Here is a 13,002-nt window from a genome sequence, read left to right as displayed (position 1 = left end):
CACTATCCACAAGTCTGCGATTACAAGTACTGACCGGTCGAGTGGCCCGGCTCGGGACCGGGCTGGGGAGTGCTGCCCGGCGGTAGCCCGCGGCGCATGGCCTGCAGCTGCGCCTGAGCGGCCATCTGCTGGGCGACGATCGCAGTCTGGATGCCGTGGAAGAGACCCTCGAGCCACCCGACCAACTGCGCCTGGGCGATCCGCAGCTCCGCGTCGCTGGGCGACGCCTCGTTGAACGGCTGGGCGATCCGATCCAGCTCCTCGACCAGCTCGGGGGCCAGACCGTCCTTGAGTTCGTTGATCGACTGCTCGTGGATCTGCGCCAGACGCTTACGGCCGGCTTCGTCCAGCGGTGCGCTGCGGACTTCTTCCAGTAGCTGCTTGATCATCGAGCCGATCCGCATCACCTTGGCCGGTTGCTCGACCAAATCGGCGGGACTGGTGGGTTCGTCGGTCCCGGGGTGCTGCTCATCGTTGGGCGCTACGCCCATGCCGTTCTCGGTGACGACGACCACCTTGTCGTCGTCCTGGTGCACGACGCCGGAAACGGCCTGCTGCTCGTTATCGGTCATAGGGCCCATCCTGCCTTGCCCGCCGCCCCGACCCGCCCCCGGAGGCGTGCCGGCGTCACACCGTGAGCAGTACCTTGCCGATGTGCTGTGAGTCCTTCAGTACGCGGTGCGCCTGCGCCGCCTGCTCCAGCGGGAACGTCTCGGCGATGGTGGGCCGGACCTTCCCATCCGCGATCAACGGCCAGACGTGCTCACGGACCGCGTGGACGATGGCCGCCTTCTGGGCGAGGCTGCGCGAGCGAAGGCTCGTAGCAGCGACCGTGCCCCGTTTGACCAGAAGCGCGTTGATGTCCAGCTCTGCCTTGGTGCCGCCCTGCAGACCGATGATCACCAGGCGACCGCCATCGGCCAGCGCAGTGACATTGCGGGACAGGTACTTCGCGCCGACGACGTCCAGGATCACGTCCGCGCCACCGGCCCCCTGGATGATCTCGACGAAGTCCTGCTCGCGGTAATTGATGAGAATCTCCGCTCCCAGGTCGGCACAGGCGTCGAGCTTCGCCTGGGAGCCGGCGGTCACCGCGACCCGTGCACCGAGGTGCTTGGCGATCTGGATGGCCATCGTCCCGATCCCGCTGGAGCCGCCGTGTTGCAGGAAGAGGTCGCCGGTCTTCAGGTGGGCGGTCATCTCGATGTTCGACCACACGGTGCAGGCGACCTCGGGCAGGGCCGCGGCATCGACCAGCGACACCCCGCGCGGGATGGGCAGGACCTGACCGGCCGGAACCACGACCTGGTGTGCGTAGCCGCCGCCGGCGAGCAGTGCGCACACCTCGTCGCCGATCGCCCAGCCGGTAGCGGTGTCGCCCAGTGCGGTGACGGTGCCACTGACCTCCAGGCCCGGCACCTCCGAGATGCCCGGCGGCGGGGGTAGAAACCCTGCCGCTGCATCAGATCCGCGCGGTTGACCCCCGCCGCGGCCACCTCGATGAGTACCTCACCGGGGCCGGGGGTCAGATCCGGCACCTCGCTGACCGTGAGAACGTCCTCGTCGCCGAATTCCGGGATCGTGATCGCGCGCATACGTTTCACCCTACGTCGGTGCGCGACGGCCCAGCCTGCGGGACAACTCTGCTGCCGATCGGCGTACGTCGATCGCCGCCTTGTGTTGGTCGCTCAGCTGACCAACGGGGTAGGTGAGTGCTATCCCGGCCACGGGGAAGTCGTTGTGGTCGAGGACGGCGGCGGCAAGAGAGGCGAATCCTTCAGTGACAGAGTCACTTTCGGTAGCGACACCCTGTTGTCGCACGGTGGACAGGATGCTGCGCAGCTGGGTCAGTGAGGTGGGTCCGAGGCTGTTGCGCTGGGCGAAGGAGTCGCGGTCGGGATAGAGCGCGCGGACCTGGGCCGGAGGCAACGCTGCGAGCATTGCCAATCCGGACGCGGTCACGGTCGCGGGCAGGCGGACCCCGACATCGGTGACCAGGGAGGGCCTTCGCGGGGCGCGTTCCTCGATCACGTAGAGCACGTCGCGACCGTGCAGGACCGCCAAGTGGGCGTTGTGCGTGGTGGCATCGACCAGCCGGGTCAGAATCGGCCGGGCTATGCGTTGCAGAGGGGCCTGGCGGCTGTAGGCGGAGCCGAGTTCGAAGGCCGCCACGCCCAGGCCCCAGCGACGATCCTCGTCGAGGTGCACGACGAAACCGGTCTCCTTGAGGACTGACAGCACGCGATAGGTGGAGGAGCGGGGCAGGTTCAGCGCGCGAGCGATGGCTGCGGCGGGGAGCGGCTCAGCGCGCCGGGCGAGCAGTTGTAGGACCGCGATCGCGTGCGCCGCGGCAGGTGCGGCCATACCTCGACTGTCTCATATGTGAGACAACTCTGGACTGTGGTGGGTGGGTTTTGAGTCGTGCGGGCGGTGCAATGGAAGGCATGACCGTGATTGATACCCAGATTGTGACCGTCGGCGTGGGACCGGTGAGCCGCGACGACGTCGTGGCGGTCGCGCGCCATGACGCCATCGTCTCGATCGGTGCTGACGCGCTGGCGGCCATGGCGGACAGTCGGGCCGTGATCGAGCGGCTGGCCGACGACACCGTGCCGCACTACGGGGTATCGACCGGTTTCGGCGCGCTCGCGACCCGACACATTCCGCTCGATGACCGAAAGCAACTGCAACGCAGCCTGATCCGCTCACACGCCGCGGGCAACGGTCCCGAGGTCGAGCGAGAGGTCATCCGCGCCACGATGCTGCTGCGCCTGTCCACCCTGGCGACCGGCCGCACCGGGGTGCGCCCCGTCGTGGCGCAGACCTACGCGGCGCTGCTCAACGCGGGCATCACGCCGGTCGTGCACGAGTACGGCTCCCTCGGCTGCTCCGGCGACCTCGCGCCGCTGGCGCACTGTGCGCTCGCGGTGATGGGCGAGGGCGTGGTGCGGGACGCTTCCGGTGCTGTTCGGGAGACCGCCGATGCATTGCGCGAGGCGGGTATCGAGCCGGTCGAACTGGCCGAGAAGGAGGGATTGGCCCTCATCAACGGCACCGACGGGATGCTGGGTCAGCTGAGCCTCGCGCTGCACGACCTGGCGCGACTGGTCACGACCGCCGACATCACTGCGGCCATGTCGGTCGAGGGCCTGATGGGCACCGACAACGTCTTCGCCGCCGACCTGCAGGCGTTACGACCGCAGGTGGGTCAGGGTGCGAGCGCCGAGAACATGCGGAAGGTGCTGAGCGACAGCCAGATCCGCGAATCGCACCGGCTGGCCGATGAGTGCCCGCGGGTCCAGGACGCCTACTCGTTGCGGTGTGCGCCCCAGGTAGCCGGTGCGGTGCGCGACACGATTGCCCACGCTGCGCTGATCGCCGACCGTGAACTGGCCTCTGCCGTCGACAATCCCGTCGTCACCCTGGACGGACGCGTCGAGTCCAACGGCAACTTCCACGGCGCGCCGGTGGCCTACGTGCTGGACTTCCTGGCCATCGCCGCCGCCGATCTGGCCTCGATGAGCGAGCGACGGACCGACCGCTTCCTGGATGTGTCGCGCAACCACGGTCTGCCGGCGTTTCTGGCCGATGACCCGGGCGTCGACTCCGGTCTGATGATCGCCCAGTACACCCAAGCGGCGATCGTGTCCGAGCTGAAGCGCCTGGCCAATCCGGCCAGCGTGGACTCCATTCCCAGCAGCGCCATGCAGGAGGACCACGTGTCGATGGGCTGGTCGGGCGCGCGCAAACTGCGCCGCGCGATCGACGGCCTGAGCCGAGTGCTCGCGATCGAGTGCCTCACCGCCTCTCGCGGCGTGCAGTTGCGGGCGCCGCTCACCCCGGCTCCGGCGACGGGAGCGGTCAGCCAGGCACTCGGCGTACCCGCAGGACCGGACCGGTTCCTGGCCCCCGATATCGAAACCGCAGTGGAACTCGTCAAGACCGGGGGAGTCGTCGACGCCGCCGAAGCCCACACCGGCCCGTTGAACTAACCCCTCGACCCCAAGGAGATTCATCATGGAAGGCGCACGCCCCGTCCGCGCACCGCGCGGCACCACCCTGACCGCGCAGTCGTGGCAGACCGAAGCCCCGATGCGGATGCTGATGAACAACCTCGACCCGGAGGTGGCCGAGCGGCCCGACGACCTGGTCGTCTACGGCGGGACCGGTCGCGCGGCGCGTGACTGGCGGTCCTTCGACGCCATCGTGCGGACCCTGCAGGGGTTGAAGCAGGACGAGACGCTGCTGGTGCAGTCCGGTCGGCCGGTCGGGGTCATGCAGACCCACGAGTGGGCACCCCGCGTGCTGATCGCCAACTCGAATCTCGTTCCCGACTGGGCGAATTGGCCGGAGTTCCGTCGGTTGGAGCACCTCGGCCTGACGATGTACGGGCAGATGACCGCCGGGTCGTGGATCTACATCGGTACCCAGGGCATCGTGCAGGGCACCTACGAGACCTTCGCGGCCGTGGCCGAGAAGCGCTTCGGCGGAACGCTCGCCGGCACCTTGACGTTGACCGGCGGGTGCGGCGGGATGGGTGGCGCCCAGCCGCTGGCCGTGACCCTCAACGACGGGGCCTGCCTGATCGTGGACGTGGACGAGTCGCGCCTGCGCCGCCGGGTCAAGGACCGCTACCTCGATGAGGTCGCCGACAACCTGGACGACGCGATCGACAAGGCCGTTGCCGCCAAGAACGAGCGTCGCGGCTGGTCGGTGGGTGTCGTCGGCAACGCGGCTGAGATCTTCCCCGAGTTGCTGCGTCGCGGTGTCCCGATCGACATCGTGACCGACCAGACCAGCGCCCACGACCCGCTGTCCTATCTGCCCGATGGCATCGACCTGGACGACTGGAGCGAGTACGCCGAGAAGAAGCCAGCCGAATTCACCGACCGCGCCCGCGCCTCGATGGCCAAGCACGTACAGGCCATGGTGGAGTTCCAGGACGCCGGCGCCGAGGTCTTCGACTACGGAAACTCCATCCGCGACGAAGCCCGACAGGGCGGCTACGAGAGGGCCTTCGAGTTCCCCGGGTTCGTGCCGGCGTACATCCGCCCGTTGTTCTGCGAGGGCAAGGGCCCCTTCCGGTGGGCGGCGCTGTCGGGTGACCCGAAGGACATCTACGCGACCGACAAGGCCGTGATGGATCTCTTCCCGGACAACGACCGGCTGCAGAAATGGATGCGCGGTGCCAAGGAGAAGATCGCTTTCCAGGGTCTGCCCGCCCGGATCTGCTGGCTCGGCTACGGCGAGCGGGACAAGGCGGGCCTGGCCATCAACGACCTGGTGGCCAGCGGTGAGGTCAGCGCGCCGATTGTGATCGGGCGCGACCATCTGGACTGCGGGTCGGTCGCCTCGCCGTACCGGGAGACCGAGTCCATGCTGGACGGGTCAGATGCGATCTCGGACTGGCCGCTGCTCAACGCGATGGTCAACACCGCCTCCGGTGCCACCTGGGTGTCCATCCATCACGGCGGCGGCGTCGGGATCGGCCGCTCCCAGCACGCCGGCCAGGTCACCGTTGCCGACGGCACTCCGCTGGCCGCGCAGAAACTTGCGCGGGTCCTCACCAACGATCCCGGGATGGGCGTGATCCGGCACGTCGACGCCGGCTACGACATCGCCGAGAACGTGGCGGCAGACAAAGGCGTTCGCATCCCGATGCGCGAAGGTGCCTGATGACCTTCGCCACCCTGTGGTCCTCGATCCTGGAGGTGGGTAGGGCACCGTCCGGTGGCTACCGCCGGTTCGCGTGGACCCGCGAGGATCACACGCTGCGTGAGTGGTTCGCGGGTGAGGCAGCCGCGCGCGGCTTGGCGCTGACCGAGGACCGGGCGGGCAACCAGTGGGCGTGGTGGGGTACGCCGGGCGAGGGCAATGGCGTCGTCGTCGGCTCGCACCTGGACTCGGTGCCGGACGGCGGTGCGTACGACGGGCCCCTGGGTGTCGTGTCGTCGTTCGCCGCCGTGGACCAAGCCCGGGCCGACGGCTTCGAGCCCGGCAAACCAGTCGCAATCGTCAACTTCGGCGACGAGGAGGGCGCGCGCTTCGGGATTGCCTGTGCGGGGTCACGCCTCATCACCGGCGCGCTCACTTCCGATCGAGCGTTGGCCCTGAGCGACGACTCCGGAGTGAGCATGGCGCAAGCGCTCAAGGCGGCCGGTCGAACGACCGACATCGGTCCGGACGCTGAAACCCTCTCGCGCATCGGCTGTTTCGTGGAGTTACACGTCGAGCAAGGGCGCGCGCTGGTGTTCGAGGACGCCGAGATCGGAGTGGGTACGTCGATCTGGCCGCACGGTCGGTGGCGCATCTCCGTGCCGGGCCGGGCCAACCACGCCGGAACGACGGCGTTGGTCGACCGGGACGACGCGTTGCTGAAGGCCGCTGCGCTGGTCCAGGCGGCACGGGCCGCCGCTGAGGAGAACGGTTGCGTCGCGACTGTCGGTCGGTTGGACGTGCAGCCCGGTGGGGTCAATGCCATCGCGGAACACGTCGACGTCTGGTTGGACGCCCGGGGTGCCTCGGCGGCTGCCGTGACCGCCTGCGTTGCGCAGGTCGAGGCGGATGCTCAGGCGCTGGGCGCAACGCTGCACCAGCTGTCCTGGACCGAGGACACGCCCTTCGATCCCGCGTTGGCCACCCGGCTGTCGGAGTTGCTGGGTGCGCCGATGCTCTCGACCGGCGCCGGCCACGACGCCGGGATCCTGGCCAACGCGGGCATCCCGACTGCGATGCTCTTCGTCCGCAATCCGACGGGAGTCTCGCACGCGCCCGACGAGTTCGCGACCGAAGACGACTGTCTTGCCGGTGTTACCGCGTTGACGCGCGTGCTGAAGGACCTCGCGGCGTGATGTCGTACTGGGCGCAGCGCGCGTGGCTCCCGGACGGCATCCGGCAGCGAGTGACCTTCGAGGTGCAGGACGGTGTCTTCACGGCGATCACGCCGGACACCGATCCCGGCGCTGCGCACCGGCTGCCGGGGCTGGTGCTCCCGGGGTTCGCCAACGACCACAGCCACGCCTTCCACCGGGCACTGCGCGGGCGCACCCACGCCGACGGGGGCACCTTCTGGACCTGGCGCAAGGCCATGTATTCGGTTGCCGCTCAGCTTGATCCGGACTCGTACTACCGACTGGCCCGAGCGACGTACGCCGAGATGGTCCTGGCCGGATACACCTCCGTGTCGGAGTTCCACTACCTGCACCACGGACCGGGCGGCACGCCGTACGACGACCCGAACGCCATGGGGCACGCGCTGATCCGCGCGGCGCAGGACGCCGGGATCTCCATCACGCTGCTGGACACCTGTTATCTGCACGGAGGTCTCGGACCGGACGGTTACCTCGAGCTGGACGAGGTGCAGAAGAGATTCGCCGACGGTGACGTCACCCGCTGGGCGGGCCGGGTGTCCCAACTGAACCCGGATGACGGGGTCTCGATCGGCACGGCCATCCACTCGGTCCGCGCGCTGTCACCGGGCGATCTGAAGACCTTTGCGTTCCAAGCGCCGCATCTGCTGGAGGGGACCAACGCCTGTCACGTGCATCTGTCCGAGCAGCCGGCAGAGAACGAAGCAACACTGGCTCATTTCGGTCGCACGCCGACCCAGCTTCTCGCCGACGCCGGAGTCATCGACGCCAATCTCACCGCCGTGCACGCGACCCATCTCACCTCCGACGACATCGCATTACTGGGCGGTGCCGGGGCGACGGCCTGCTTCTGTCCCACCACGGAGCGGGATCTCGCCGACGGCATCGGCCCGGCTCCGGAGTTGGTGGGCGCGGGTGCGCGGCTGAGCCTCGGGTCCGACCAGCACGCGGTGATCGACCCGTTCGAGGAGATCCGCGGGTTGGAGATGAACGACCGGCTGCGTTCGCTGCGACGAGGCCGGTTCAGCCCGGAGTTCTTGTTGAGTAGTGGACTGCACGGGATGACGAACCGCGGATGGCAGCGAAGCGGCCCACTGCAGCCGCAGATACTGGCCAACCTCGTTGCGGTCCGGACAGACTCGCCGCGCACAGCGGGCTGTACCGATGAGCAGATCATCTACTCGGCCACGGCCGCCGATGTCGATACCGTGGTGGTCCGCGGTGAGGTCAAAGTCTCCGATGGCGATCATGTTCTCGGAGATGTGGGGAAGTTGTTGAGGAAGCGATCGACCCGCTGTGGCGATGACGCTGTTACGCGACGGCGATGGCGGTGGCGATCACGCCGAGCAGAGGCGGTGTCAACTGGATCAGTGCCGCGCGCGCTTTGGATCGCGAGCTGAGCAACAAGACCACGCCGGCTGCCACCATCGAACCGGCGCCGGCGAAGATCAAGGCGGCACCCACTGCGTCGTGTCCGGCCAGCCACGCGATGACTCCGGCGGCCGCGATGAGGGCCAAGAACAGGTTGTAGAAGCCCTGGTTGTAGGCCATTTCCCGGGTCTGCTCGGCCTGTTGCTCGTTCAGCCCGAAGGTGGCACGTGTGCGCGGCGAGGTCCAGGTCAGCGATTCCATCACGAAGATGTAGCCGTGCAGCACAACGGCAATGAGCACGACGACGACGGCGATGATCTGCATAAGCTCCAGTCTAGGAGGTGGGCGTGAGCACCCTGATCCACAACATCGGCGAACTGGTCACGTGCGACGAGGAATTCACGGTTCGGCACGCTGCGGCCCTGGTGGTCGACGGCGGCCGCGTCGTGTGGATCGGTGACTCCGCGCAGGAGCCGGCGGCCGACGATGACCTCGACGTGGGGGCCGCTGCCTCATCCCGTCCTTCGTTGACAGTCACACGCACCTGATCTTCGCGGGCGACCGATCCGGTGAGTTCGCGGCACGCATGACGGGCACGGCGTACGACGGGGGCGGGATCGCCGTGACTCGTGCGGCCACGACGGCGGCCAGCGACGACGAACTGCGAGCCTTGCTGGCGGGTCGTATCCAGCAGTCCCGAGCTCAGGGGACAGGCACGATCGAGATCAAATCCGGTTATGGGCTCAGCGTCGACCACGAGGCGCGCCTTCTTCGTATCGCCAGTGAATTCACCGAGGAGACCACGTTTCTGGGTGCGCACGTGGTGCCCCCGAAGTCGATCGCGAGGACTACGTGCGGTTGGTGACGGGCCCGATGCTGGCGGCGTGCACGCCGTACGCGAAGTGGATCGACGTCTTCTGCGAGCCGCACAGCGCGCATGCGTTCGATGGTGACGAGGCACGTCACGTGCTCACCGCGGGTCGTGATGCAGGCTTGGGCTTGCGGGTGCATGGCGGTCAGCTGGGTTACGGACCGGGTGTGCAGCTGGCCGTCGAGCTCGGCGCGGCCAGCGTCGACCACTGCACCTACCTCAGCGCGGAGGACGTCGCGGCGCTGGTCGGCAGCGACACCGTCGCGACCCTGCTGCCCGGCGTGGAGTTCAGCACCCGGTCTCCCTACCCCGATGCTCGCGCGTTGCTCGACGCCGGTGTGCAGGTGGCGCTCGCGACCGACTGCAACCCGGGCACCTGCTATTCCAACTCGATGCCGTTCATGATCGCGTTGGCGGTGCGCGAGATGGGGATGACACCGGCCGAGGCGCTGACGGCGGCAACCGCGGGCGCCGCGAAAAGTCTGCGGCGCAACGATATCGGCACGATAGCGGTGGGACAGCGGGCCGACCTGACGGTGCTCGACGCGCCGACGTATTTGCATCTTGCCTATCGCCCCGGTGTCCCCATCGCCCGTGCATTGGCTCTGGCCGGATAGCCGCGCCCGGCGCTAGAGGCGGAGTCCAGCAAGCACAAGGCGTCCGACCCGGTGGGATGAGCGGGCATCCTGCCCGCGACCGATCACCTCGGATCGCTCGTCAGTGCAGGTCCCTGAGTCCTTGGGCGTCCGTATCGCCCTCGACGGCAGCTCGTGCCAATTTCCTGACAGTTCCCTGGCAGTTGCCTCTGAGTGCTGCGTGGGATGGCCCCTGGCCGGCTTCGTAGTGGAATAGTCCGGCTCCCGAGTCGTACCCGAGAGAGCGTCATGGTTACTCCTTCCGACCGCACAGCGCCCCGATTCAAACGCTCTGCGGTCGTGACCGGTGTCGTGCTCCTGGCAGCGGCTGCGGTGGCGGCCGGTTCCGGTCGACTGGCCGCTGTCGGGATCGGCCGCGGGGATCCGGATCCGGGCGGTCACCGGTTCGCCGCGATCCGTGGCGCAGCGGCCGGCCTGACCCCGCCTGATGCGTCGCACGTCGTGGTTTCCGTCGACAAGAGCCGGTGGGGGACCGGCGGATGCGACGGCGGCCCTGCCGGCTGGACCCGACCGACCGTCGACGTGACCTTCGACGGACCGGATGCGGTGCCGGCAGATGTGGAGGCCCGGTTGTCGGCCGCGCGATGGCACATGGTCCCGCAGGACGATGATCCGGTCTCGGGGCCGCCGTCTGTGCAGCCGCCGGCCGGTCAGCACCGGTACGAACCCATCGGCCCGAATCCGTACGCGGAGTTCGCGATTCTGAGCCCGCAGGTGCCCGGTGGGGCCGGCCACTGGGACCTATGGGTCACCGCCGAGCCGGCCGGCGAGGTCGACCACGACTGCTGACCCCGGCCACCCGCACCGCGAGTGTCAGCTCAATTCATCACGCCGGCGCGTGAGGTACGCCCGCTCTGCCGGGTTGGCGGCCAAGGAGATCGCCTGGTTGTAGGCGGCGACCGCTTCGGCGGCACGTCCGAGGCGGCGCAAGAAGTCCGCTCTCGTTGCGTGGAGAGCGTGATACACGTCCAGCGGCAGGTCCGATATGAGGGCCAATCCCACGGCGGGACCGTCGATTTCGGCGACCGCGACGGCCCTGTTCAGAGCAACGACCGGTGACGGGTCGAGCCGCAGCAAGCGGTCGTAGAGCGCGACGATCTGGGACCAGTCGGTCCGCGCAGCTGACGGGGCGTTGGCGTGCACAGCGCTCACCGCTGCCAGCAGCTGGTAGCGACCGGGCGCCGGTCCACCCGCCGCGACGGCCGCCAGTCGCGAGCGCACCAAGGACGTGCCCTCGTCGATCAACGAGGTGGACCACAGCGCACGATCCTGCTCGGCCAAGGTGACCAGAGAATCGGATGAAACCCGTGTGGCACGACGGGAATCGGTCAACAGCATGAGCGCCAACAGTCCGGTCACTTCACCATCGCCGGGCAGCAGTGCGTGCAGCAGACGACCGAGCCGGATCGCCTCGTCGCACAGGTCCATCCGCACCGCCGACGCCCCGTCGCTGGCCAGGTACCCCTCGTTGAAGACCAGGTAGATCACTGCAAGCACGCCGGGCAGCCGCTCGTCGAGATCCGACGGCACGCGGTAGGGGATGTGGGCCTTCTTGATCTTGGCCTTGGCCCGCGTAATCCGTTGCGCCATCGTGGTTTCCGGCACTAGGAAAGCGGCCGCGATCTCGGCCACCGTCAACCCGGCGATCAACCGCAACGTGAGCGCTACCCGGGCCGATATCGCCAGCGCCGGGTGGCAGCAGGTGAAGATCAATCGGAGCTGGTCGTCGCCGAACGGGTCGGCCGGCTGGGGCGGTGAGTCGTCGTACGTCATCATGGCCGCCTGCTGTTTGGCATCGCGCTGGGACTCCCGGCGCACCCGGTCCAGCGCGACCCGGGTGGCGGTCGTGGTCAGCCAGCCGCCCGGGTTGGGCGGCACCCCGTCGGTCGGCCAGCGTTCGGCGGCGCGGGCGAACGCCTCTGCCGCTGCCTCCTCGGCCACGTCGAGCGAACCGAAGCGCCGGCCCAGGCCGGCAACCACTCGCGCCCACTCGTGGTGGTAGGCGCGAGTGATCGCTTCATCGGCTGCGCTCACCGCTCGAGCATGGCCTCGATCGACTCCTGCGTCTGGAACGGACGCACCTCGACCGTGCCGCGGCAGGCCTTGGAGCCCTGCGCCGCGAGGTCGAGCGCGACGTCCAGGTCGGGTACGTCGATCACCCAGAAGCCGCCGAGGTGCTCCTTGGCCTCCAGGTAGGGACCGTCCTGAAACACCGCGGTCGCGCCCTGGCCGTCGACGGTGGTGGCGGTCGCGACCGGCTCCAACCCGTCGGCGAAGACGAAGTAGCCCTTCTCGACGAGGGTGTCGTTGAAGGCTCCGGTGTCGGCGAACGCTTGCAGCATGTCCTCCTTGGACGGGTAGGCGCCGTAGTCGCCGCGCTCGGCCGGACCGTAGACGGACATCAAGTACCTGGGCATCGGGATCACTCCTTGTGGTGGTTGGTTACATCCTTTCCACGAACGAGACGGCCCGGATACGACATCGTCGATGGATCCGCGAAAACGCAGAGGTCGCCAGTCGCGCTCGTCCCGGTTAGGCTTACCTTCGTGAGTGACGCAGCGCGCATCGAGCCGGCCCCCGAGCTGGTCGAGATCGCGCACGCCTGTATCGACTTCGCGCGCGAGGGAGACGCCACCCGGCTCGCGGCGTACGTCGACAACGGCGTTCCGGTCGATCTGACGGACGCGGCCGGGAACACGTTGCTGATGCTGGCCGCTTACCACGGTCACGTTGCCGCCGTCTCCGCGCTCGTCGAGCGGGGCGCTGACGTCAACCGGCGCAACGACCGCGGCCAGACGCCGCTGGCCGGAGCGGTATTCAAGGGTGAGGACACCGTGGTGTGGCGGTTGCTCGAGGCGGGGGCCGACATCCACGCCGGGTCGCCCTCGGCCGCTCAGACGGCCGAGATGTTCGGCCGCGGTGAGCTTCTGCGCTAGTCCTCCTCGCGCAGCTTTTCCACCGGCGGCGGTGCGTGACCGGTGGACTTCTCGTAGAGACCGGCTGCCTTGCGGTCGACGAAGGTCCTGGTGATCGCCATGACGGCGGCCGAAACGCCGGCGAATGCCAGCGCCTCAGCCGCCGAACTCGACGGATCCTTCGCAGCCACCGGCATCGGCTTGCCCGTGACGGCCTTCCAGCCGCCCTTCGTGACGACCTTGGCGATCTGCGAGGCCACCAGGCCGCTGGCGATCGCGACCAACTTCCAGCCGATGCCCTTCATGCTGTCTCCTCATTG

Annotated in this window: 12 protein-coding genes and 2 pseudogenes; 7 read left to right on the top strand and 7 right to left on the bottom strand. The window is 68.4% G+C overall.

Features of this window, described 5'->3' with window-relative positions; genetic code table 11:
- Positions 1 to 20: 20 nt before the first annotated feature.
- The 3 genes and pseudogenes from ACFQBT_RS17645 to ACFQBT_RS17635 form a co-directional block, all read right to left on the bottom strand.
- Complete coding sequence (locus tag ACFQBT_RS17645) at positions 21 to 572, bottom strand: bacterial proteasome activator family protein (RefSeq protein ID WP_377824723.1); 552 nt, start codon at positions 570 to 572, stop codon at positions 21 to 23.
- Positions 573 to 627: 55 nt separating this feature from the next.
- Positions 628 to 1,595: pseudogene (locus ACFQBT_RS17640) on the bottom strand (NAD(P)H-quinone oxidoreductase).
- A gap of 10 nt (positions 1,596 to 1,605) precedes the next feature.
- Positions 1,606 to 2,364 carry an IclR family transcriptional regulator gene (locus tag ACFQBT_RS17635; RefSeq protein ID WP_377824721.1) on the bottom strand — a complete coding sequence of 253 codons (759 nt, stop codon included), beginning with the start codon at positions 2,362 to 2,364 and terminating at the stop codon, positions 1,606 to 1,608.
- 80 nt (positions 2,365 to 2,444) lie between these two features.
- Between ACFQBT_RS17635 and hutH the strand changes: the two genes are divergently transcribed.
- From hutH to ACFQBT_RS17615, 4 genes are read left to right on the top strand one after another with little or no spacing between them, the layout of a single operon-like run.
- Complete coding sequence (hutH, locus tag ACFQBT_RS17630) at positions 2,445 to 3,992, top strand: histidine ammonia-lyase (protein WP_377824719.1); 1,548 nt, start codon at positions 2,445 to 2,447, stop codon at positions 3,990 to 3,992.
- 25 nt (positions 3,993 to 4,017) lie between these two features.
- Positions 4,018 to 5,676 (top strand): urocanate hydratase, encoded by a 1,659-nt coding sequence (hutU, locus tag ACFQBT_RS17625; protein WP_377824717.1) that lies wholly within the window; start codon positions 4,018 to 4,020, stop codon positions 5,674 to 5,676.
- Entirely contained in the window at positions 5,676 to 6,851 is a 1,176-nt protein-coding gene (locus tag ACFQBT_RS17620) for an allantoate amidohydrolase (protein WP_377824716.1), read from the top strand. Before hutU ends, ACFQBT_RS17620 begins: the two co-directional genes overlap by 1 nt.
- Complete coding sequence (locus ACFQBT_RS17615) at positions 6,851 to 8,269, top strand: formimidoylglutamate deiminase (RefSeq protein ID WP_377825543.1); 1,419 nt, start codon at positions 6,851 to 6,853, stop codon at positions 8,267 to 8,269. Before ACFQBT_RS17620 ends, ACFQBT_RS17615 begins: the two co-directional genes overlap by 1 nt.
- On the opposite strand, the gene ACFQBT_RS17610 is transcribed toward ACFQBT_RS17615, so the two are convergent.
- Positions 8,181 to 8,564: a DUF1304 domain-containing protein gene (locus ACFQBT_RS17610; protein ID WP_377824714.1), complete on the bottom strand. Its 384-nt coding sequence runs from the start codon at positions 8,562 to 8,564 to the stop codon at positions 8,181 to 8,183. The two genes, ACFQBT_RS17615 and ACFQBT_RS17610, sit on opposite strands and share 89 nt — an antisense overlap.
- Before the next feature lie 23 nt (positions 8,565 to 8,587).
- Here ACFQBT_RS17610 and hutI point away from each other — a divergent pair.
- Positions 8,588 to 9,728 (top strand): annotated as a pseudogene (gene hutI, locus ACFQBT_RS17605) (imidazolonepropionase).
- 318 nt (positions 9,729 to 10,046) lie between these two features.
- Positions 10,047 to 10,556, top strand: coding sequence for a hypothetical protein (locus ACFQBT_RS17600; protein WP_377824712.1), 510 nt, complete (start codon positions 10,047 to 10,049; stop codon positions 10,554 to 10,556).
- A 24-nt stretch (positions 10,557 to 10,580) separates the two neighbouring features.
- Here the strand turns inward: ACFQBT_RS17600 and ACFQBT_RS17595 are convergent, their stop codons facing one another.
- Both ACFQBT_RS17595 and ACFQBT_RS17590 read right to left on the bottom strand, forming a co-directional pair.
- On the bottom strand, positions 10,581 to 11,801 hold the full coding sequence (locus ACFQBT_RS17595; RefSeq protein ID WP_377824711.1) for an RNA polymerase sigma factor: 1,221 nt from the start codon (positions 11,799 to 11,801) through the stop codon (positions 10,581 to 10,583).
- Positions 11,798 to 12,184, bottom strand: a complete 387-nt coding sequence (locus ACFQBT_RS17590) for a YciI family protein (protein WP_377824709.1) — start codon at positions 12,182 to 12,184, stop codon at positions 11,798 to 11,800. The genes ACFQBT_RS17595 and ACFQBT_RS17590 overlap by 4 nt, the downstream gene beginning before the upstream one ends.
- 129 nt (positions 12,185 to 12,313) lie before the next feature.
- On the opposite strand from ACFQBT_RS17590, the gene ACFQBT_RS17585 reads away from it, so the two are divergent.
- A complete protein-coding gene (locus ACFQBT_RS17585; protein ID WP_377824707.1) occupies positions 12,314 to 12,703 on the top strand; it encodes an ankyrin repeat domain-containing protein in 390 nt (129 codons plus the stop codon).
- Here the strand turns inward: ACFQBT_RS17585 and ACFQBT_RS17580 are convergent.
- The gene (locus tag ACFQBT_RS17580) at positions 12,700 to 12,987 is read right to left on the bottom strand and encodes a DUF4235 domain-containing protein (RefSeq protein ID WP_377824705.1); all 288 of its coding nucleotides are present in this window, start codon (positions 12,985 to 12,987) and stop codon (positions 12,700 to 12,702) included. The two genes, ACFQBT_RS17585 and ACFQBT_RS17580, sit on opposite strands and share 4 nt — an antisense overlap.
- Between the last annotated feature and the right edge of the window lie 15 nt (positions 12,988 to 13,002).

The organism is Branchiibius cervicis, assembly GCF_042661605.1.
Lineage (GTDB): Bacteria > Actinomycetota > Actinomycetes > Actinomycetales > Dermatophilaceae > Branchiibius > Branchiibius cervicis.
Note: the sequence above shows the minus strand (reverse complement) of the source record. Positions and strands in the feature narration are given on the sequence as shown.